A 20,949-nucleotide genomic window follows, 5' to 3' on the forward strand; every position below is an offset into this window, starting at 1 on the left:
TGCGCGGCGCGCGGGCCGACGGGATGCGTGCCCCATCCATTTTCATGCAGGAAACCCAGCATGACCCCCTTCGCACTGCTGCGCACGCATGCGCTGATCCTGGCGCTCATCTGGTCGGCCGCCGCCGCGGCGAACGACTTCGTGGTGACCAATACCGACGACGACGGCGCCGGCAGCCTGCGCCAGGCCATTGCCGATGCGAACGCCATCTGTCGCAGCGGCGGCATGCATACGATCAGCTTCGCCATTCCCGGAACCGGCGTGCACACGATCCGTCCGCTGACGCCGCTGCCGGCGCTCCTCAGCTGGGTCGCGATCGACGGCTACACGCAGCCGGGCAGCCAGATGAACACCCTGGCGGAGGGCAGCAACGCGGCGCTGCGGATCGAACTGGACGGCAGCCTCGCCGGCGACAGTCCCGGCATCGCACTCGCGATCACCCGCTTCAATGCGACCGACTACTGCAGCGCTCGACAGTCCTCGATCAGCGGTCTGGTCATCAACCGCTTCTCGCAGGCGGGCATCAAGCTGGACGGCTGCGCCTTCAACGACAGCAACTACACGCTCTGCACGATGAGCGACGTCGACATCCGGGACAACTACATCGGCACCGATGCGAGCGGCACGCAGGCGCTCGGCAACGGCCTCGGCATCGAGATCGGCATCAACGTGAAGGACCTCACGATCGGCACCGACTCCCCGCCGGCCAGCGCGTTCATGAGCAACCTCATTTCCGGCAACCACGGCGACGGCATCTGGATCGCTCACGTGCCCGACATCAACGCGGCCACCGGCATCCTCGTGCGCAACAACTACATCGGCCTCGACGCCGGCGGCGTGCACGCGCTCGGCAACAGCGGCCACGGCATCCGCGCCGATCCGGCCGGCCTGCTCGTGCAACAGAACTTCATCGCGGCCAACGGCGGCGACGGCGTGAACCTGGCCAGCACCAACGCCTGGTACGGCGCCGGGGCTGCCGGCGTCTACGCCAACAAGATCGGTATCGGCATCCACGACGAAGCGTTCGGCAACGACGGCGACGGCGTGCACGTCGACGGGCACATGATCGTTTCGGTCACCGGCGACCCGGCGAACGGCGGCTTCGCCTCGCGCGTGGCCAACAACGGCGGCGCCGGCGTGTTCGTCGCCGCCTCCGCCGACACCGCCGGAACCTCCTGGCCGCACGTGCAAGTGCGCGGCAACAGCATCCGCGACAACGGCGGCCTCGGCATCGACATCGCGCCGGTCGGCGTCAATCCGATCCGCACCGACGGCGACCTGCTCGGCCCGAACGAAAACCTCAACGCGCCGGTGCTGGCCTCCATCGCCGCCGGCGTTCCGAACGGGGCCAACGTGCCGGTCACCGTGTCCGGCTCGGTACACACCGTCGCGCAAAAGGATGTCGACGTGTATTTCCACGCCAACACCGCCTGCGATTCCTCGGGACACGGCGAAGCGGAGGCATCGCCGACCCAGTGGAGAGCGCACGGCACGACGGACGCCAACGGCGATTTCGCGTTCACGACGCAATTCACGGTGTCGGCCGGTTCCGTATCGGCCGGTTCCTTCATCGCGGCCAGCACCGAGCGCTTCACCACGACCAACGGCTTCACGCAGGACCTGATCACGTCCGAGCTGTCGAACTGCCTGCGCGTGCCGGCCGCCGACCTCATCTTCAGGAATGGCTTCGATCCGTAGTCGGCGAGCGACGGGGTAGCGCCGTCTGCGCCGTGCGCGACGGCCGCGTCCGGCGAGCATCACGCGCGCGCGCCGCCGCCACTTCGTCGCGGACCGCTTTTCGTCCAATCGCGCACGCAAACGCTGCGATCGAGGTGCAGCATTCGTCGCCGTCGCGGCGCTACTCGAAACCGCCAATGAAAATGCGATCGGCGGTCAGGCGCGCGACGCCGATGTAGGAAGTATCAGTGGTGATCGAGTTCATGCCCGCGACCAGCGCGCGGCCGCCGTCGAGCGTCATCGCGGTGACGCCGTCGGTCCAGGTCGGGCCGCTCGCCGCGAAGGAGCCGGTGCTGCGCCCGCCGACGCCGAAGGTGGAATCGACGACGCCGTTCTCGCGCCAGCGCACCACGCCGAAATCGTTGTAGCCGTAGGTTCCTGCCGCCACGACCCTGCCGTCCGACTGGATCGCCACGGCGCGTGCGCTGTCGAGGTCGGCGCCGCCGTAACGCACCGCACCGGTGCCGCCGAAGGACACGTCGAGGGCGCCGTCGGCGCCGCGCAGGCGCGCGACGTACATGTCCGAATCGTTGAAATCGCCGACGGCGCCGGCCACCACGATGCGCTGCTGGCGGTCGATCGCGACGGCGCCGAGGGCGGCGATCTGGCCCGGGTTGAACAGGATGCGGCCGTTGCTGCCGAAGCCGGTGTCCAGGCTGCCGTCGGCGTTCAGGCGCACCACGCCGCCGTTGTAGCCGATCGGTATGCCGACCACGCCGACGGCGACGATCTTGCCGTCGCGCTGCACCGCCACGGCGGCCACCTGGTCGCGATTGTCGCCGCCCTGATCGAACGCGACGAGCTGCACGCCGGGTCGCGCGCCGGCGGAGTTGAACGTCGTGTCGAGGGTGAGATCGGCATTCAGGCGCGCGATCGCGAAATCCTCGTTGTCGGCGTTCGAGAGACGGTTTGCCACGCCGGCGACGATGATCTTGCCGTTCGCCAGCACGGTCGCGCAGTTGATGCGCGAGTTCGGACTGGTCGGATGCGCCGACAGCGGAATCGAACGCACCGCCGCGCCGCCCGGCCAGCGCTCGAGCTGGCCGTCGCGCGTGAGCCGCGCGCCCATGCTGGCTTCGCTCGCGTAGTCGTTGTCGCCGAAGACGAGGAAGCGCGCATCCGGCTGCTGCGCGAAGGCGAACGTCGATCCGCGCGGAAATCCGGCGAATTCGTCGAAGACGAAGGCGGCGGTCGCATTCGGCCCGAAACTGAAATCCGGCGTGCCGTCCGGCAGCAGTCGCGCGGCGCAGGGATAGGTGTCGCTGCCGACCTTGCACGCGCCGCCGATGAGGATCCGGCCGCCGGGCTGGATCATCAGCTGCGGATCGGTGAAGACGCTCGCCGGCGCATGCGTGATCTGCAGGCGGCCGTCGCCGCTGAAGCTCGGGTCGAACCAGCCGTCGACGTTCGTCGGCGGATCCTGCGCGAACGCGGCGGCGGCACTGGACGCGATCGTCAGGACGAACAACGGGCGTAGGACGGTCGAGCAAGGCATGCGGATTCCCCTGGCGGACTTCGGCTGGCATCGACCTCCGCGCATCACGGCGCGAGGCTCCCCCAGCTACGCCGAACGTCGGCGGAAACCGCCGCGCGATGGCATTCGATCTCCCACCGCAGTATCCATCCTCGGAGCGCTTCCCGCGAGCCGTTCGTGGCTCGCCCTCGTGCGCGGGCCGGGTGCCTGGCCGCCGACGCAGCAGTCGGTCCGTGGAGCGCCCCGCTCACCCTCCACGACGAGCCCTCGCGCGCGCCCGAGCGCCGTATTCGACGAAAGGCTAATGCGCCGCGTCTTGACCCGTCCGCGACGACGGCACAGGCTCCGATCCAGGTCCGGTATTGGCGGGGGTCGCATGAATTCGGTGGCTGGGAAACTCGGCTGGCTCGTCGTCGCGCTGATCGGCGCGTTCTGCCTCGGCACGATCGCGCTGCATCGCGGCGAGACGATCAACGCGGTGTGGCTGGTCGCCGCGTCGACCTCGATCTTCTTCATCGGCTACCGCTTCTATAGCCGCTACATCGCCGACAAGGCGCTCGGGCTCGATCCCACGCGCGCGACGCCGGCGGTGCGCCGCAACGACGGCCTGGACTACGTGCCGACCGACAAGTGGGTCGTGTTCGGCCACCACTTCGCCGCGATCGCCGGCGCGGGACCGCTGGTCGGCCCGGTGCTCGCCGCGCAGATGGGGTACCTGCCCGGCACCTTGTGGATCCTGTTCGGCGTGATCCTCGCCGGCGCGGTGCAGGACTTCATGATCCTGTTCCTGTCGGTGCGCCGCGACGGCCGCTCGCTCGGCGAGATGGTGCGCGCGGAACTCGGACCGACCGCCGGCGTGATCGCGATGATCGGCGTGCTGATGATCATGTTCATCATCCTCGCCGTGCTCGCCCTGGTGGTGGTGAAGGCGCTGGCGGAAAGCCCGTGGGGCACGTTCACCGTGGCGATGACGATGCCGATCGCGGTGTTCATGGGCGTGTACCTGCGCTACCTGCGCCCGGGCCGCGTACTGGAGGTGTCGATCATCGGCCTGGTGCTCCTGCTGCTCTCGATCTGGCTCGGCGGCGTGGTCGCGCACGATCCGCAATGGGCGGCGATGTTCCACTTCAACGGCCGCCAGCTGGCCTGGATGCTGATCGGCTACGGCTTCGTCGCCTCGGTGCTGCCGGTGTGGCTGCTGCTGGCGCCGCGCGATTACCTGTCGACCTTCCTCAAGATCGGCACCGTCGTGCTGCTCGCGCTCGGCATCCTGATCGCCGCGCCGGAACTGCGCATGCCGGCGCTGACCAAGTTCATCGACGGCAGCGGCCCGGTGTTCGCCGGCAACCTGTTCCCATTCCTGTTCATCACGATCGCTTGCGGCGCGGTGTCCGGCTGGCACTCGCTGATCTCCTCCGGCACCACGCCCAAGCTGCTCGCCAACGAGAAGGAGGCGCGCCTGGTCGGCTACGGCTCGATGCTGATGGAGGCCTTCGTCGCGATCATGGCGCTGATCGCCGCCTGCGTGCTCGATCCGGGCATCTACTTCGCGATGAACTCGCCCGGCGCGCTGATCGGCACCACGGTCGAATCGGCGGCGCAGGCGATCAGCTCCTGGGGCTTCGTCATCACGCCCGACGTGCTGGCGCAGACCGCCAAGGACATCGGCGAGAACTCGATCCTGTCGCGCGCCGGCGGCGCGCCGACGCTCGCCGTCGGCATGGCGCACATCATCCACCAGGTCATCGCCGGCGAAGGCATGATGGCGTTCTGGTACCACTACGCGATCCTGTTCGAGGCGCTGTTCATCCTGACCACCGTCGATGCGGGAACGCGCGTCGGCCGCTTCATGATCCAGGAACTCGCCGGGCTCGCCGTGCCGGCGCTGAAGAAGACCGAATCCTGGGCGGCGAACCTGATCGCCACCGCGCTCTGCGTCGGCTGCTGGGGCTACTTCCTCTACCAGGGCGTGGTCGATCCGCTCGGCGGCATCAACACGCTGTGGCCGCTGTTCGGCATCGCCAACCAGATGCTCGCGGCGATCGCGCTGACCCTGGCCTCGGTCTGCCTGATCAAGATGAAGCGCGACAAGTACCTGTGGATTCCTCTGCTGCCGACCGTCTGGCTGGTGATCTGCACGCTGGCCGCCGGCTGGCAGAAGGTGTTCTCCAGCGACGTCAAGGTCAGCTTCCTCGCGCACGCGCAGAAGTACTCGGCCGCGCTCGACGCGGGCCAGGTGCTGGCGCCCGCGAAATCGATCGACGACATGCACCGCATCCTGACCAACGACTACGTCGACGCCACGCTGTCGATGATCTTCATGCTGCTGGTCGTGGCGATGGTCGTGTTCGGCCTGCGCGCCGCGTTCGCCGCGCGCCGCAACGCCGCGCCGACGGCGCAGGAAACGCCGTACGTCGCGCTCGCCGGAGCCGCGCGGTGAATACGGTGCGGCTCGCGCGATTCTGGCGCCGGTGCGTACGCATCGCGCGCCAGATCATCGGCGTGCCGGACTACGAGGTCTACATTGCGCACCTGCGCGCGCATCATCCCGAGCGCGCGATTCCGAGCTACGCGGAGTTTTTCAACGAGCGACAGATGGCGCGCTACAAGGGCGGTGGCGGGCGCTGCTGCTAAGGAACCTTCGCGGAAGCCGTCGTTCCCGCGACGGCGCGCGCAACGGCACCGCGGCGAAGCCGATCCGAGGAGCGGATGCGCCGCCGCAATGAAGCGGGAATCTGCTTCCTGCGCCGGGACGCAGTGGATGCCGCTTTCGCGGGCATCACGCCACGCGAGTCGGCCGGGCTAGCCCGGCGCTCGCCGCGGCTGCAGGCGAATACGATCGCTCGTCCTCGGCGCAGGCCGCAGTCGTGCGAGGCACGAACGGACGTCCTCGTTCGCGCACGCAGCGCGGCCACCTCACACGTCCGCTTCTCCGCCGTGGCAGCGCCCTCTATGCTCGCGCGATGAGAATCCTTTACCTGCTCGATCTGATCGGCGTCGCCGTGTTCGCGATCAGCGGCACGCTCGCGGCCGGACGCGCCGGCCTGGACCTTCTCGGCGTACTCGTCATCGCCGCGGTCACCGCGATCGGCGGCGGAACCCTGCGCGACCTGCTGCTCAACCGGCACCCGATCTTCTGGGTGCGCGACCCGCGCTACCTGTACGTGATCGGCGCGACTGCCCTGCTGACGGTGGCCTGCGCGCGCTGGGGTTCGCTGCCGTACCACGACGCGCTGGTGGTCGCCGACGCGCTCGGCCTGGCGCTGTTCGCGCTGACCGGCGCCGAACTCGCCGAGGAGGCGAAGCACCCGGCGGTCATCGTCGTGCTGACCGGCACGATGACCGGCGTCGCCGGTGGTGTCGTGCGCGACGTGCTGACCGCGCAGCTGCCGCTGATCCTGCGCGGCGACATCTACGCCAGCGCGGCGATCGTCGGCATCACGCTGTACCTGGTGCTGCACAAGCTCGGAGTGCCGCGCATGCTCGCGTTCACGGCCGGCTTCCTGGCCGTGGTCGGGCTGCGCCTCGCCTCGGTCGCCTGGAGCCTGCAGCTGCCGACCTTCGACCTGCGCGGATGAACGCACGCGACCGGCACGCGGGCGTGCCGGTCGCGAACCTTCCCGACGAGAAGGGTCAGTTGCCGGCGTCGCGGACCACCATCTGGCCCGGAATCGACTGGCCGGTCATGCCGGTCATGGCGAGGAAGTTCTCGGCCATGAAGTTCCTCGAGAAATCGTTCGAGACGACGGCGAACACCTCGCCCGGCGTCTTCGCCATCGCCAGCTGCACCTCGAAATCGTTCGACGCCGCGCTGCCGGCACGGATCATGTCCGGCAGGTCGCCGCGGCCGGTCTTGTCCAGGTAATTCTGTGCGACGTCGCGCAGCTGCATCAGCTGCGAATCGTTGAAGGTGAGCTGCACGTGCTGGTTGCCGTCGAAGCTCTTCGGCTTGGCGTCCTGCCCGTCGAACGCGTTGCGCATGTACGAGGTCAGGCTCTCGTTGTAGTTGGCGAGCATGACGCGGTACGTCGTCGCGCCCTCGATCGGCTTGCCGTCGGCGCCGAGCTTGAAGCTGACTTCGGCGGAGTGGTCGTTGTTGATGGTGTAGCTGTTGGTCTGCTCGATCGTGCCGTCCTGCCAGGTGGTGCGGTTGATCGTCAGGTGGCTGCTGTTGATCTCCTGCATCCACGACAGGCCGCCGATGTTGGCGCCGACCGAGGCGACGTGATCCGAATTGAAGATCTCCGACTTGCCGGACTGGCTCACGCCCGGCGGCGACCAGTTCGGGATCTGGCCGGAGCTCATGAAGTTCTGGTACGCGGCGCGTCCTTCCTCGGTGCGCAGATCCAGGCGCGCGACCGACATTCCCTGCGTCTCCGCGCTCTTGTCCACGCCGATGCCGGCGCTGATCAGGCCGCGGCGGCCGAGGCCGAGGAACATCTCGTTCTCGACCGTCTTGACCGGGCCGGAATAGACCTCGAACGTGTTCGCGTCGACGCGGCGCACGCCGAAGCCCTGGCCGGACAGTTCGGTGTGCGTGGTCTCGCCGTTGAGGAGCTTGTAGCTCGCCGCGAACGAGGTTCCCTCCAGCGTCTGCCCGCGCATCATCACCGAGGTGCCGACCGGCATCTTCATCGGATCGAGCGGATTGGGCGCGACGGACAGGTCGCCCTTGCCGAGCTGCGTGCCCTGCTGCGGCGTCACCGTCGCCTGATAGGTCAGGCGCGTGCCGGAGAACGTCTCGGCCGAGGCCGACACCGGAATCGGCAGTCCCTTGACGACGTTGCGCAGCAGCGGCGAACTCTCCACCAGGCTCTTCGCGCCCGGCGACAGCACGCCGAGCTTGTCGGCCCAGCCGTAGATGCGGTTCAGCGGCGTCTTGCCGAAGCTGGCGCTGCCGGTGAACTGCATCTGCGCCGACATCTCGAACTGCTGCGTCTGCTGGAAGTTCACGTCGGTCTGCACTTGCGACAGCTTGACCTCGCCTTCGACGCGGACGTCGCCGCCGACGCGCGCGGGAACCAGCGACGGCGTGCCGGCGCCGATCACCGGCGTGGAGAAGTTCACCTGCGAACCCGGATTCATCGCCCAACCGAGCGCCTCGTTGGGCAGCTTGCCGAGCAGCTCGTAGGCGGACTGCACCTGTTCCGGCGACGGGTTGGCCGGCATCTGCACGCCGAGCGCGCCGAGCGCGCTGCTGACCTGCTCGAGCGGCAGCGAGGACACGTTCGTCGTCGGCTGACCGGCGGTCAGGTAGGCCGGCACCTGCGTCGGCTGCGCCTTCGCCTCGTCGACGACGCGCTGCAGCTCCTGCGTATAGGGATTGCTCTTGTACGCGGTGAGCGCGTTGTCGTATTCGTAGCTCGCCGTCGCGCCGTTCAGGCCGGCGAAGTCGCTGCGCTGCGGCGCGAAGCGGTCCAGCGCGGCCTGCGCCTGTTCCGCGCGCGTCGTGTTGAACGCCTCGACGCGCGGCGTGTACACCGACGCGGCGGCCTGGCTCGGCATGCCGGTGAGATCGTCGCTGCGCGGCAGCGGCAGCGCGTGGATCGCCTGCACGGCCTCCTGCGGCGTGGTGGCTTCCGCGGGCGTCTTCGTCGCCGGTTTCGCCGCCGCGGGGGCGGCCGCCGGGGTCGAATCGGGCGTTTCGGCCTGCGCGGGGACGCGCGGCTCCTCGGCCGGCAGGGTGCGCGGACTCTGCGCGCGGACGCCACTGATCTCCATCATCTTCTTCGCTCCGGATATTGCCGCTCAATGACCCACCGTAGCCGGCCGGCGCCGGCGAGGACATTGGGGACAACCCTAGTAAGCCATTGATAAATCGCAACCGCCTTCACACCCGGGCGCAGGAAGCCTGTCGCCTGCGCATTGACATGCAGGTATTTGCCTGCATATAGTGTCCGCACATGCCGACCGATCCGACACAAGCCGACAAGGTCTTCAAGGCGCTGGGCGACCCCACGCGCCGGAAGCTGCTCGATCTCCTCTGCGAGAACAACGGACAGACCCTCGGCCAGCTGTGCGAACACCTGGCCATGGCCCGACAGTCCGCCACGCAGCACCTCGGGATCCTGGAGGACGCGAACCTGGTGAGCACGGTCTGGCGTGGCCGCGAAAAGCGGCACTTCATCAACCCCGTCCCGCTGCACGAGATCTACGAACGGTGGGTGCGGAAATTCGAACGCCAGCGGCTCGGCCTGCTGCACGACCTGAAGCAAGAACTCGAAGGAGAACGATCATGAGCGAAGAGACCACCCGTTTCGTCTACGTCACCTACATCTTCTCGACGCCGGAAAAGGTGTTCGAGGCCATCACCCGGCCGGACGTCACGCGCCGCTACTGGGGCCACGAGAACGTCTCCGACTGGAAGCCCGGCTCGACCTGGCAGCACGTGCGCGACAACGACGAGCGCACGGTCAACCTGATCGGCAAGGTGGTCGAGGCCTCGCCGCCGCGGCGCCTGGTGATCACCTGGGCCGACCCTTCGCGCGCCGACGATCCGGCCGCCTACAGCCGGGTCACGTTCGAGATCGAGGCCTACGAGGAGATGGTGCGGCTGACCGTCAGTCACGACGAACTCGAAGCCGGCAGCGGCATGGACAAGGGCATCCGCCAGGGCTGGCCGATCGTCCTCTCCAGCCTCAAGTCGCTGCTCGAAACCGGCCGCGGCATGGACGTCTTCTCCAAGCCGAAAGCGGCCTGAACCGGAGTCCTCACGTGAACCGACCCTATGCCGGCGGATGCGCCTGCGGCGCGATCCGCTACGCCACCAACAGCCGACCGATCGCGCAGAACCATTGCCAGTGCCGCGACTGCCAGCGGCGCAGCGGCACCGGGCACGGCTCGTACCTGACCTTTGCGCAGCGCGCCGAGGTCGACGTCACCGGCACCGCGGCGACCTGGCAGGTCGCCGGCGACAACGGCAACGTGAAGAGCCACGCGTTCTGTCCGACCTGCGGCACGCCGGTCTATCTGACCCTGTCCTACGCACCGGAGCTGATCGTGTTCCACGCCACCAGCCTCGACGATCCCGGCTTGTTCGAGCCGGAGCAGGTCCTGTTCGGCGTCCGCGGCCACGACTGGGACGCGCTGGATCCCGCGTTGCCGAAGTTCGAGCGGATGCCGCCGCGCTAGATCGCATCCGCGATCCCACGCGCGTCCGCCGACGTCATCCGGCGGGCGCCGTGGCCTCGGCGATCGGCAACGGCTCGCCCGCCTGCCAGCCGCCGGCCTGCAAGGTGTCGAGCAAGGCGGCCACACGCGGCTTGATCGCGTTGCCGTGCACGGGCAGGACCAGCAGATCGCCGGCGCGCGCCCAGCCGAACGCGCGGCGCACGGCTTCGAACTCGTCGAGTTCCAGCACGATGCGTTCGGCGGCGACGCCGCGCTCGACCAGTTCGCGGCGCAGGATCGCCGGCACCTCGCCGTCGGCGCGTCCGCGCAGGAAGCCGGGAATGTCCTTCAGCACCACCTGTTCCGGCGCGAATGCCGCGGCGACCGCGGCGAGTTCGCGAATCTCGGCGTCTTCGCGGTTGCCGGCCTGACCGAGCAGGAGGCCGAGGCGACCGCGACGGCCGTGCGTGGCGAGTTCGAGCAGGCCGCGCAGGCCGTCCGGGTTGTGCGCGTAGTCGACGAACACCTCGATGCCGCCGACCGACCAGTGCTGCAGGCGCCCCGGATTGTCCTCGCGCGCTGCGCCGAAGCGCGCGAACAGCTCGCGCAAGGTCCGCGGCGCGACGCCGAGCGCGTGCGCGGCCAGCGCCGCGGCGGCGAGGTTGGCGACGTTGTAGCGGGCGACGCCGCCGAAGCTCAGCGGCATCGCGGCGATCGCGCCGAGATCGTGCTCGGCCTCGTCGACGCGCAGGATCAGGCGCCCGTCGCGCGCGCCGCAGCTCGGCTCGCCGGCGCGCGCCTGCGCGAGCGCGCGATCGAGATCGAGCGCGAACCAGGCCAGGCGTCCGCTCGCGCGCGCAGCCGTGCGCACCAGCTGCGCGTCGCCGGCGTTCAGCACGAGCACGCCGTCCTCGTCGAGCGCGCGCGCGACGCTGAGCTTGACCGCGGCGAGGTCGTCGAGATCGTGCACGCCGTATTCGCCGAAGTGATCGTCGCTGACGTTGGTGACGACGGCGACGTCGGCGTGCCGCACGGCGAGACCCCGGCGCAGCAGCCCGCCGCGCGCGGTCTCGAGCACCGCTGCGTCGACGCCCTCCGCGCGCAGCGCGGTGCGCGCGCCGGCCGGCCCCGAGTAGTCGCCGGCGGCGAGCGCGGCGGCGCCGACGAAGACGCCGTCGGTGCAGGTGTAGGCGACGCTGCGCCCGTGCGCGCGCAGCGCGGCGGCGATCAGGCGCGTGGTGGTGGTCTTGCCGTTCGAGCCGGTGACCAGCGCGATCGGTGCGTCGTGCAGCACGCTCCAGTCGATCCCGGCCGGCTTCGGCAGCTGCGCCAGCGGCCACCGGCGCGAGCCGGCGCCGACGCCGAGCGAGACGACCTCCTCGTCGATCAGCACGGTCAGTCCGTGCGCTTCGGCGGCGAGCACGAAGTCGATCAGGTCCGGATTGCGTTCCGCCGCGGCGAACGCGCGCAACGTGTGCAACGCGGAATCCTCGTCCCACGCCGCCGCATGGCCGGGCGCGTGCAGCACGCCGAAGGCGTCCGCGCCGCCGCGCGCGACCAGCGCCGACGACAGCGCCCACTCGTCGACCTCGGTCGCCGTCAGCAACTGGTCGAGCGGCGCGGCCAGCGCGAGCGAAGCGCCGCTGCGATGCGCACGCGCGACCAGCGCGCCGTCGGGCCAGCCGAGCGCAGCGCGCACGCGGCGCACGCGTGCTTCCCAGTCGGCGAGCAGCGCATCGTCGACCGCGACGCCGACGGTTTCCAGCACCGCGCCGACATCGGCGAAGTACAGGGTGTAACCGGTGAGGCGGCGCGAATCGTCGAACGGCAGTGAGGCAGGCGCGGCGCTCAGTCTTCGCCCTCCCGCGACAGATGGATGCCGCGCTCGTCGCGCACGACGCCGCCGAGGGCGGCGAAGCTGGCTTCGTCGAACACCGGCTCGGCCGCGGCCGGCGCGCTCGGCGCCGCCGCCACTACGGGCGGCGCTTCCGGTGCGCCTTCGGGGCGGAACTTGATGATCTGCTTCCACGAGCGCACCAGCGCGTCGGCGAACACCAGCAGCAGGTCGCCGGGCTGGCCCATGCGCAGGGCGGCGTCGATCGCTTCCTGTTCGTCCGGGATGATCGAGATCGCGTCCTTCGCCACGCCGGCGGCGATCAGCGCCTTGGCCATGATGCGCGGCACTTCGTCGCCGTCGCGGCCGCGCAGCGAATCGTCGCGCCGGCAGATGTAGTGGTCGAAGCGGTTCGCCACCGCCTCGGCGATCGCGACCAGGTCCTCGTCGCGGCGATCGCCGGGACCGGCCAGCACGACGACGCGGCGGCCGGTGACGTCGAGCCGCTGCGCGAGGTCGGCCATCACGCCGACCGCGTGCGCGTTGTGGCCGTAGTCGAACAGCACCTTGAACGGATGCTCGTTGAACACGTTCATGCGGCCGGGCGCCTGGAAGAACGTCGTGTCGAACGTGCGCAGGCCCTGGCGGATCGCGTCGAGCTTGATGCCGAGCGCGTAAGCGACGCAGGCGGCGAACATCGCGTTCTGCACGTTGTGCAGCGCGCGCCCTTCGAGCGTGGCCGGGATCAGGTGCGTCCACAGCAGCGGGATGTGGCTGCCCTTGTCGTACAGCGTGATCATCGAGCCGTTGACGCCGGCCTCGAGCGCACAGGCGCGCCCGCCGGCGCGCACGTGCTCGCGCACCAGCGCGTGCGAGGGATTCATCGTCACGTAGCAGATGACCTTGGCGTCGGTATAGCCGGACATCTTCAGCACGTTCGGATCGTCGGCGTTGAGCACCGCGCAGTCCTGCGCGATCTCGACGACGATGCGCTTGACCTCGGCGAGCTGGTCGAGCGTGTCGATGCCCTTCATGCCGAGATGGTCGGACTGGATGTTCAGCACCGCGCCGACGTTGACCTCGCGCACGCCCATGCCGGCGCGCAGCAGGCCGCCGCGCGCGGTTTCCAGCACGGCGATGTCGATGTGCGGATCGGCCAGCACCATGCGCGCCGAGACCGGGCCGGTCATGTCGCCTTCGACCGTGCGCTGGCCGTCGATGTAGACGCCGTCGGTGGTGGTCAGGCCCGGCGTGTAGCCGGCCATCTTGGTGATGTGCGCGAGCATGCGCGCGGTGGTGGTCTTGCCGTTGGTGCCGGTGACCGCCGCGATCGGCACGCGCGCGGGCGTGCCGGGCGGGAACAGCATGTCGACCACGGGACCGGCGACGTCGCGCGGCGTGCCCTCGCTCGGGCTCACGTGCATGCGGAAGCCGGGCGCGGCGTTGACTTCGCAGATGCCGCCGCCGATGGACTTGTAGCTCTCGGCGATGTTCGGCGAGAGGAAGTCGACGCCGCCGACGTCGAGGCCGATCGCGCGAATCGCGCGCACCGCCATGTCGCGGTTGTCCGGATGGATGACGTCGGTGACGTCGGTGGCGGTGCCGCCGGTGGACAGGTTCGCGGTCGAGCGGAGATAGACGATCTCGTCGGCCTTCGGCACCGAGGCCGCGGTGTAGCCGACGCGCTCCATCATCATGCCGGCCTCGCGGTCGAGTTCGAGGCGCGTCAGCACCTTCTCGTGGCCGACGCCGCGGCGCGGATCCTGGTTCACGATCTCGACCAGCTCGGCGATCGTGCGCGTGCCGTCGCCGACTACGTGGCCCGGGGTGCGCTTGGTCGCGGCGACGAGTTCGCCGTTGACCACCAGCAGGCGATGGTCGTCGCCTTCGAGGAAGTTCTCGACGATGACCGAGCGCGAATGCTCGCGCGCGGCGGCGAAGCCGGTGCGCACCTCCTCGTCACTCATCAGGCGGATCGAGATGCCGCGGCCGTGGTTGCCGTTGTACGGCTTGGTCACGACCGGATAGCCGAGGCGGCGCGCGGCGCGCACGGCGGCGTCCTCGCTCTGCACCAGTTCCTGCTTGGGCACCGGCAGGCCGAGCGAGGCGAGGATCTTGTTGGTCTCCTCCTTGTCGCTGGCCAGCTCGACGGCGATGTGCGGCGTGCGCCCGGTGACCGTCGCCTGGATGCGCTGCTGGTACTTGCCGTGGCCGAGCTGCACCAGCGACTGCTCGTTCATGCGCAGCCACGGGATGCCGCGCTGCTCGGCCGCGCGCACCAGCGAGGCGGTCGAGGGTCCGAGCGCGCGGCGCTGCGCGTAGCGGATGAACTCGTCGCGCGCGGTCGGCCAGTCCCAGTCGTCCGGCACGCTGCCGCGCGTGCGCAGGTTTTCCGGCAGCAGGGAATTGAGCAGGCGCAGCGCGAGTTCTCCGGCGGCGATGCCCTCCTCGCGCTGCGCGTATTCGTAGACGACGGTGTACACGCCGGGGCGCGCGTCGCTGACGCTGCGCGTCTTGCCGAAGGTGACGTCCTCGCCGGCGACGTTCTGCAGTTCGATCGCGACGTGTTCGAGCACGTGGCCGAGCCAGGTGCCCTCGCCTTCGCGCATGCGCCGGACGAAGCCGCCGGGCTCGCGGTAGGAGCACCCGTGCTCGGCGAGCCCGGGCAGCGCCGCGACCAGACCGTCGATGAAGCCGGCGCCGAGCTTCGCCGTCGGCCACTGTTCGAGCTCGCCGAGATCGAGCTCGAGCCGGATCACCGGGAAGTGCGCGTACAGCGAGGGGCCGACGAAGACGGAACGATCGAGTATGCGCATGCCACATCTCTCCAAGTCAGTACAACGCGAGAGCGATTTCGATGTCGGTGTCGCGGAAGGGGCGGAAATTCCACATTTCGCCTTCTCGCGCGAGAGAAGAGTCCGTGCCGCGACTCAACAATTCAGCTTCAACTCCTTCATGCGCCGATACGTCACCACGCAGAGCACGGCGCACAGCGATCCGAACAGCAGCAAGAACCAGTCGACGCGGCCGACGTCGACGTATTGGTAGACGCCGAGCCCGCCGAACAGCAGCGCGAACGCGCCCCACATCAGCGACGCCAGCGGCAGGCGCCGCTTCGCGTTCTTGCCGACGCCGTAGATCTGCTTGGCGCGCTGGTTGATCTCGCGCAGCTCGCCGATCTCGGTCTGGCAGCCGTCGCTGCAGGCCAACCCTTCCGGAAGATCGCGCGCGCAGCTCCGGCACACGCCGCGGCCGCAGTTCTTGCAGATGCCGACGGCGGCGGTCGACGCGTGCGTGAAGCAGTCCATTCCGATTCTCCGATCCGCCTTGCTGCCGTCTTCAGTGGTTGCGCTTGGAGACACCGAGCGAACCGGACGACGCGCGCCGCGTCTGCAAGTTGAACGTCGCGCCGGCGACCAGCACGTGCACCTTCAGGCCGAGCAGGCAGACCGGTTCTTCCTCGCTGGCCTGGTCCATCGACGAGAACTGCAGCTCGCCGGCGTCGACCACGGTGACCGCGCCGCTGCCTTCGACTTCGAGCGTGTTGTCCGGACGGATGAACGCGGCGGTGTCCTCGTCGAGGCCGATGCCGACCGCGAACGGGTTGTAGGCCAGCGCGGCGAGCAGGCGGCCGAGGCGGTCGCGCTGGCGGAAGTGCTGGTCGATGACGAAGCGATTGGTCAGGCCGAGGCCGGGCGCCAGGCGCACGCTGGCCGCGGTCGGCGATCCGCCTTCCTTGCCGAACGCGATCATGTGCTCGCTCAAGATGCTGGCGCCGGCACTGGTGCCGCCGACGTGCACGCCCTGCGCGTTGCGCGCGCGGATCAGCTGCGCGATCGGCGTGCCGCCGAGCAGGGTCGAGATGCGCAGCTGGTTGCCGCCGGTGAAGAAGATGCCGCTGGCCTGCTCGATGCGTTCCCAGCGGTTTTCCTCCTGCGCATCGCGGCGCGTGTCGAAGTCGAGTGCGCTGACGCGGCCGGCGCCGAGTTCGGAGAAGATCTTCTCGTAGCGCTCGCCGGTGTCGGCGAGCTGGCTGGCGGTCGGGATCACCACGATGTCGGCGTCGGCGCCGCCGCACAGGTCGACGAAGCGTTCGAGGATGCGCGGGTCGTTGTGCTTCTCCTCGGCGCCGCCGATCGGGACGATCCAGCCGCGCTCTGCGCCGTCGCGGACCTTGCTGGGACTCATGCTGCGGACTGCCTCGCCTGCGGAAATGTGACGTTATCTCTACACGGACGCGGCGCCGGCCGCAACGGTCACGGTGCGCGCCGCGCCGACGGACGGCGCAAGGCAACGGTCTCCCAGGCCACCACGAACATCATCACCAGCGTCGTCGCCATGCCGAGCGCGAGCGCCGAGAACGCGTGCGACAGCGCCAGCGGCAGCAGCGCGAGCAGCAGCGCCAGGCCGAGCAGATGCGACAGCGGAGGAGTGCGGCGGTCGTTGGTGACCCACTTGAACAGGGCGTTGCCGGCCAGGTACAGCGCCGGTCCGCCGAGGATCACCGCGATGCCGGCGCCGTCGGCATGGCCGGGATGCACCAGCACCAGTTCGTCGGCGACCGCGCAGACGATGATGCCGGCGATGATCAGCACGTGGATGTAGGTGTAGGCGATGCGCGCGATGCGGCCGGGGTCGTCGGAATGCTCGATGCGGTGGGAAGCGCGCCCGGCGCCGGTATTGAAGTACACCAGCCACATCGCGATGCTGCCGAGGAAATCGACCACGAACGCGACGATCGTCGTCGTGTTCCAGGTCTGCTCGGCGAAGGTCGCACCGGTGACCAGCAGCGATTCGCCGAGCGCGATGATCACGAACAGGGCGCAGCGCTCGGCGAAATGGCCGCCGTGGACGTCCCAGTCCGCCGTGCTCGAACGGCCGAGGCCGGGTACGCGGAAGTACATCGCGGGACCGGAGATCTCGATCAGCAGCGCCACTGCCCAGCACGCGAACCGCACCGTGCCGTCGAGGAAGGCACCGACGATCCACAGCAGGCCGGAAACGCACAGCCACACCAGGATGCGCTGGAAATTGCGCCGCCGCGACAGGCTCTCGCCGCGCACCGCCCACAGGAAGAACAGCGTGCGCCCGACCTGCATGCCGACGTAGGCAGCGATGAACGGGAACGTGCGTTCGGCGAACGCCTGCGGAATCGACGCCGACAGCACCAGCCCGGCGAGCATCAGCGCGAACAGGCACAGGCGCACCGACATGCGCTCCGGATCGAGCCAGTTGGTGACCCAGGCCGTGTAGATCCACACCCACCAGACGCCGAACAGCAGCAGCGCGGTCTGCAGCGCGCCGACCAGGTCGAGGTGCGCGAGCAGGCGGTGCGAAAGCTGCGTCACCGCGAAGACGAACACGAGGTCGAAGAACAGCTCGACCATCGTGACCTTGCCATCCTCGTGCCCGCCGCGCCGGCGCAGCAGGCTGCTCGCTTCACTCATGATTTCCCCACCCTGGCGGACGTCCCGCCCGCCATCCTAGCCGACCCGCCGTGCGTCGGAGCGGTCGGACACGGACGTTTACGGGATCCCCGATGGGCCGCGTCGTGCTTGCGCCGCCCGCTCGTCATCGACGCGTTCGGACAGTGCTGTCGTCGTCGCGCTCGAGCGGCGGCGGCGTCTCCTCAAACGATTTCGTCACCCCGGCGAACGCGGGAATGCCCGCTCACTTCTCGGCCGAGCGCGCAGTAGATGACTGGCCCTCGGCTGCGGAAACGGCCTGCATGGCTGGCAGCACGTATTCGCTGTTCGACCGGCATCGCCACTCGCCCGCCGCGTTCGCCGCCGCGGAAACGAGGGCCGCCGAAGTGCGCGGAAGCGCCCTACGGAACCTCGAACCCGTCGACGAAGATCGTGTCCTGATCCGACGGCGGCGCGAAATCGCCCGCCATCAGCAGGTCGATCGAGTTGTCGTCGCCGGCGATGGCCTGGTTGATCTGGCTGCCGAAGCCGCCGCAGTCGGTCGCGCCGACCGGCGGAATCGTGAAGCCCGGATCGGACAGTTGCAGCCCCGACGACGAGCCGGTTCCGGCCAGCGCGACGATGATCGGTTCGAGCACGCAGGTGCCGACGTTGATCGGCCCCAGCGGGCTCGACGCCGAGATCACCTGCAGGCGCAAGGTCGCCGCCGTCAGCGCGGCGACACCGTCGGCGGCGACCTGGCCGCTCGACTGCCCGGTCTGGCTGAGCTGGTAGGCCACGACGACCGGCCCCAGCGGCGAGGTGTAGGTCGTCGAGCTCTGCGGAAAGGTGAAGGTACCGGGCGCGATCACCCCGCTCGCCTGGTCGTAGCCCGAGCCGGTGAACGCGCCGCCGTTCGGCAGCGCGCCGCTCTGGCCGCCGACCGAAATCGTGCCGCTCAGGGGAAAGTCGACCGCCGCGGCAACCGCCGGCAGCCCCATGGAAGCGATCGCCAGCGCAAGGCCGACCGCCCTCCCCGATCCGATCCGCTCCGAAACACGCATGATTGCCCCCTGGTTGCGATGCCGCGGATGACCGGCCCTGCGTCGTCGAAAGGCGTCTCCCGCTGTCGCGGGAGCCACGGCCGTCGACGCGCCCGGAGAGGCCTCCGCCCGTTCGACAGCCCTTCCCGCTGCGGAGAAGGGCTGCTGCGCGAACCGCCGCGATTACCTACTTCTTCTTTTCCTTCTTGTCCTCGACTGCCGTCCACTGCTTCAGCCACGCATTGACGGTGTCGTGCCACAGCACGCTGTTGTGCGGCTTCAGCACCCAGTGGTTCTCGTCCGGGAAATGCAGGAACTGGCTCGGGATGCCGCGCCGCTGCGCGGCGGTGAACGCGGCGATGCCCTGCTCCAGCGGAATGCGGAAGTCCTGCTCGCCGTGCACCACAAGGATCGGCGCGCGCCAGTTCTTGACGTGGTTGACCGGATTGAATTTCTCGTAGGCGGCCGGATCCTCGTACGGCGTCTTGCCGCCGTGCTCCCATTCGTCGAACCACAGCTCCTCGGTCGAGTAGCCCATCATGCGCGCGTCGAACACGCCGTCGTGCGCGACGATGCACTTCCACGGCTCGTTCCACACGCCGGCGATCCAGTACGCCATGAAGCCGCCGTAGGAGGCGCCGAGCGCGCAGGCACGGTCGCGATCGAGGAAGCGGAAATTCTCCAGTGCGGCGGCCCAGCCGAGCTTGAGATCCTCGAGCGGCGCGCCGCCCCAGTCGCCGGAGATCGCATCGGTGAACTTCTGGCCGTAGCCGGTCGAGCCGTGGAAATTGATCGCCACCACCGCGAAGCCCTGGCCGGCGTAGGTCTGCGGATTCCAGCGGTAGTGGAAGTCGCTGGTCATCGCGCCCTGCGGGCCGCCGTGGATGATGAAGGCGACCGGATACTTCTTGCCCGCGCGGTAGTTGGCCGGCTTGACCACGTAGCCCTGCACCGAGTCGCCGTTGGCGCCCTGGAAGGTGAAGAAGGTCGGCTCGCCGAAGCGGATGTCCTTCAGGCGCCCGGCGTTGAAGCGCGTGACCTGCTTCAGGCCCTTGCCGCGCAGGTCGGCGGTGTAGAGGTCGGTCGGGTGGCGGAAGTCCTGGCGCGCGACGACCATGCCCTTCTTGCCGACGTCGAAGCCGACCACGCCGCCGCCGTCGACGATGCGCGCGGCCTTGCCACTGGCGACGTCGATCGCGAACAGCGGATGCTCGCCCTTGTCGTCGGTGGTCGTGTACAGCGTCTTGCCGTCGGCGGATTCCTTCAGCGCCGAGGCGGAGCGGTCCCAGTTCGGCGCGATTTCCTTCTTCGCGCCGGTGGCCAGGTCCAGCGCCCAGATGCCGAAGCGGTCGGCCTCGAAGCCCGGGCGCTTCATCGCCAGCCAGTACAGCTTCTTGCCGTCGGCCGACGGCAGCGGGTAGCCGTCCCAGGCAGGGTTGTCGGCGGTCAGGTTCTTCGGCGCGGCGGAGCCGTCGGCCGGCACCGCGTAGATGTCGAAATTGGTCGACCAGGGTTCGGTCGTACCCGCGATGCGCGCGTCGAAGTAGACCGTCGCGCCGTCCGGCGAGAAGGCGTATTCGCTGTCGTCGCCGAACGGCTTGGACGGCACGTCGCCGTCGATGCCCTTGCTGAGCCGGTGCGGCTCGCCCTGCACGCGGCCGTCGGCGCCGACCTCGGCGATGAACAGCTGCGAGCGGCGGCCGTCGGACCACGTATCCCAGTGGCGCACGAAGAGCTTGTCGTAGACCGTGCCGCTGGCCTTGTCGGCCTTGCGCGCGTCGAGACGCTGCTGGGTGCAGGCCAGCGTGTCGCAGTCGGTGAAGACGTCGAAGGACAGCAGCACGCGCTTGCCGTCCGGCGAGAACTTGAAATTGTTGACGTCGAGCGGGGACCAGGTGATCTGGCGCGCCGCGCCGCCCTTCGCGTCGGCCTGCCAGAGCTGGCTGACGCCGTCCTTGGCGGCGAGGAAGTACACGCCTGCGCCGTCGGCCGACCAGCGCGGGCTGGACGCGTTGAGCGCCTGCTCGGTCAAACGCTTCGGCGCGCCGCCGCCGACTCCGGCGAGCCAGACGCTATTGCGGCCCTTGTTTGCCTCGTAGTCGGTCTGGCGCAGCGAGAAGGCGATCTGGCGGCCGTCCGGCGACAGCGAGGGATCGCTAACGCGCTCCATCATCACCAGATCCTGCACGTTGAACGGGTGCGCTTCGGCGAATGCGACCGCCGGCGCGGCCCCGGCGAGCACGAGCGACGCTTGCGCGACAACGGCGCGGAACGACTTCATCGGCTGACTCCCTGGTTCGAGAACCCGAAATAGTAAGCGCGGCGCGGGATCGGCGGAAGGGCGCG

16 protein-coding genes are annotated in these 20,949 nt (G+C 69.3%); 7 read left to right on the plus strand and 9 right to left on the minus strand.

The features are described from left to right. Positions 1–60: 60 nt before the first annotated feature. Positions 61–1,698, plus strand: a complete 1,638-nt coding sequence (locus J7520_RS12535) for a right-handed parallel beta-helix repeat-containing protein (RefSeq protein WP_291188734.1) — start codon at positions 61–63, stop codon at positions 1,696–1,698. 160 nt (positions 1,699–1,858) lie between these two features. Here the strand turns inward: J7520_RS12535 and J7520_RS12540 are convergent, their stop codons facing one another. Further along, complete coding sequence (locus J7520_RS12540) at positions 1,859–3,232, minus strand: hypothetical protein (protein ID WP_291188735.1); 1,374 nt, start codon at positions 3,230–3,232, stop codon at positions 1,859–1,861. A 355-nt stretch (positions 3,233–3,587) separates the two neighbouring features. Here J7520_RS12540 and J7520_RS12545 point away from each other — a divergent pair, with 355 nt between their 5' ends. From J7520_RS12545 to J7520_RS12555, 3 genes are all read left to right on the plus strand, one after another. Next, positions 3,588–5,651: a carbon starvation CstA family protein gene (locus J7520_RS12545; protein ID WP_291188737.1), complete on the plus strand. Its 2,064-nt coding sequence runs from the start codon at positions 3,588–3,590 to the stop codon at positions 5,649–5,651. 5 nt (positions 5,652–5,656) lie between these two features. After that, positions 5,657–5,845: a YbdD/YjiX family protein gene (locus J7520_RS12550; protein ID WP_291189078.1), complete on the plus strand. Its 189-nt coding sequence runs from the start codon at positions 5,657–5,659 to the stop codon at positions 5,843–5,845. Positions 5,846–6,174: 329 nt separating this feature from the next. Then, the gene (locus J7520_RS12555; protein WP_291188739.1) at positions 6,175–6,789 is read left to right on the plus strand and encodes a trimeric intracellular cation channel family protein; all 615 of its coding nucleotides are present in this window, start codon (positions 6,175–6,177) and stop codon (positions 6,787–6,789) included. Between the two features lie 55 nt (positions 6,790–6,844). Here the strand turns inward: J7520_RS12555 and J7520_RS12560 are convergent, their stop codons facing one another. Next, positions 6,845–8,935 carry a hypothetical protein gene (locus J7520_RS12560; protein WP_291188741.1) on the minus strand — a complete coding sequence of 697 codons (2,091 nt, stop codon included), beginning with the start codon at positions 8,933–8,935 and terminating at the stop codon, positions 6,845–6,847. Between the two features lie 179 nt (positions 8,936–9,114). On the opposite strand from J7520_RS12560, the gene J7520_RS12565 reads away from it, so the two are divergent. The 3 genes from J7520_RS12565 to J7520_RS12575 are packed head-to-tail and all read left to right on the plus strand — an operon-like array spanning position 9,115 to position 10,342. Next, positions 9,115–9,450: a helix-turn-helix transcriptional regulator gene (locus J7520_RS12565; RefSeq protein ID WP_291188743.1), complete on the plus strand. Its 336-nt coding sequence runs from the start codon at positions 9,115–9,117 to the stop codon at positions 9,448–9,450. Continuing rightward, entirely contained in the window at positions 9,447–9,911 is a 465-nt protein-coding gene (locus J7520_RS12570) for an SRPBCC family protein (protein ID WP_291188745.1), read from the plus strand. Before J7520_RS12565 ends, J7520_RS12570 begins: the two co-directional genes overlap by 4 nt. 14 nt (positions 9,912–9,925) lie before the next feature. Further along, positions 9,926–10,342, plus strand: coding sequence for a GFA family protein (locus J7520_RS12575; RefSeq protein WP_291188747.1), 417 nt, complete (start codon positions 9,926–9,928; stop codon positions 10,340–10,342). Between the two features lie 34 nt (positions 10,343–10,376). Here the strand turns inward: J7520_RS12575 and J7520_RS12580 are convergent, their stop codons facing one another. The 7 genes from J7520_RS12580 to J7520_RS12610 all read right to left on the minus strand — a co-directional run bounded on the left by J7520_RS12580 (position 10,377) and on the right by J7520_RS12610 (position 20,776). Continuing rightward, positions 10,377–12,089, minus strand: coding sequence for a Mur ligase family protein (locus J7520_RS12580; RefSeq protein WP_291188749.1), 1,713 nt, complete (start codon positions 12,087–12,089; stop codon positions 10,377–10,379). 80 nt (positions 12,090–12,169) lie between these two features. Continuing rightward, positions 12,170–14,971, minus strand: coding sequence for a cyanophycin synthetase (cphA, locus tag J7520_RS12585; RefSeq protein ID WP_291188751.1), 2,802 nt, complete (start codon positions 14,969–14,971; stop codon positions 12,170–12,172). A gap of 114 nt (positions 14,972–15,085) precedes the next feature. Next, positions 15,086–15,463 (minus strand): hypothetical protein, encoded by a 378-nt coding sequence (locus J7520_RS12590; RefSeq protein ID WP_291188753.1) that lies wholly within the window; start codon positions 15,461–15,463, stop codon positions 15,086–15,088. Positions 15,464–15,494: 31 nt separating this feature from the next. After that, on the minus strand, positions 15,495–16,343 hold the full coding sequence (locus J7520_RS12595; RefSeq protein WP_291188755.1) for a cyanophycinase: 849 nt from the start codon (positions 16,341–16,343) through the stop codon (positions 15,495–15,497). A 68-nt stretch (positions 16,344–16,411) separates the two neighbouring features. After that, on the minus strand, positions 16,412–17,602 hold the full coding sequence (locus J7520_RS12600) for a low temperature requirement protein A (protein ID WP_291188757.1): 1,191 nt from the start codon (positions 17,600–17,602) through the stop codon (positions 16,412–16,414). Positions 17,603–17,982: 380 nt separating this feature from the next. Then, entirely contained in the window at positions 17,983–18,561 is a 579-nt protein-coding gene (locus tag J7520_RS12605; RefSeq protein ID WP_291188759.1) for a hypothetical protein, read from the minus strand. Between the two features lie 229 nt (positions 18,562–18,790). After that, a complete protein-coding gene (locus J7520_RS12610; RefSeq protein ID WP_291189080.1) occupies positions 18,791–20,776 on the minus strand; it encodes a S9 family peptidase in 1,986 nt (661 codons plus the stop codon). Positions 20,777–20,949 lie beyond the last annotated feature (173 nt).

Source organism: Dokdonella sp., from assembly GCF_017744955.1.
In the GTDB taxonomy this organism is placed as follows: Bacteria; Pseudomonadota; Gammaproteobacteria; order Xanthomonadales; family Rhodanobacteraceae; genus Dokdonella_A.

Bases quoted from the DNA above. Each gene is read 5' to 3' on its own strand.
- J7520_RS12570 (WP_291188745.1), top strand. From the start codon at position 9,447: ATGAGCGAAGAGACCACCCGTTTCGTCTACGTCACCTACATCTTCTCG.
- J7520_RS12605 (WP_291188759.1), bottom strand. From the start codon at position 18,561: ATGGGGCTGCCGGCGGTTGCCGCGGCGGTCGACTTTCCCCTGAGCGGC.
- J7520_RS12535 (WP_291188734.1), top strand. From the start codon at position 61: ATGACCCCCTTCGCACTGCTGCGCACGCATGCGCTGATCCTGGCGCTC.
- J7520_RS12565 (WP_291188743.1), top strand. From the start codon at position 9,115: ATGCCGACCGATCCGACACAAGCCGACAAGGTCTTCAAGGCGCTGGGC.
- J7520_RS12610 (WP_291189080.1), bottom strand. From the start codon at position 20,776: ATGATGGAGCGCGTTAGCGATCCCTCGCTGTCGCCGGACGGCCGCCAG.
- J7520_RS12600 (WP_291188757.1), bottom strand. From the start codon at position 17,602: ATGAGTGAAGCGAGCAGCCTGCTGCGCCGGCGCGGCGGGCACGAGGAT.
- J7520_RS12595 (WP_291188755.1), bottom strand. From the start codon at position 16,343: ATGAGTCCCAGCAAGGTCCGCGACGGCGCAGAGCGCGGCTGGATCGTC.
- J7520_RS12590 (WP_291188753.1), bottom strand. From the start codon at position 15,463: ATGGACTGCTTCACGCACGCGTCGACCGCCGCCGTCGGCATCTGCAAG.
- J7520_RS12545 (WP_291188737.1), top strand. From the start codon at position 3,588: ATGAATTCGGTGGCTGGGAAACTCGGCTGGCTCGTCGTCGCGCTGATC.
- J7520_RS12555 (WP_291188739.1), top strand. From the start codon at position 6,175: ATGAGAATCCTTTACCTGCTCGATCTGATCGGCGTCGCCGTGTTCGCG.
- J7520_RS12540 (WP_291188735.1), bottom strand. From the start codon at position 3,232: ATGCCTTGCTCGACCGTCCTACGCCCGTTGTTCGTCCTGACGATCGCG.
- cphA (WP_291188751.1), bottom strand. From the start codon at position 14,971: ATGCGCATACTCGATCGTTCCGTCTTCGTCGGCCCCTCGCTGTACGCG.
- J7520_RS12560 (WP_291188741.1), bottom strand. From the start codon at position 8,935: ATGATGGAGATCAGTGGCGTCCGCGCGCAGAGTCCGCGCACCCTGCCG.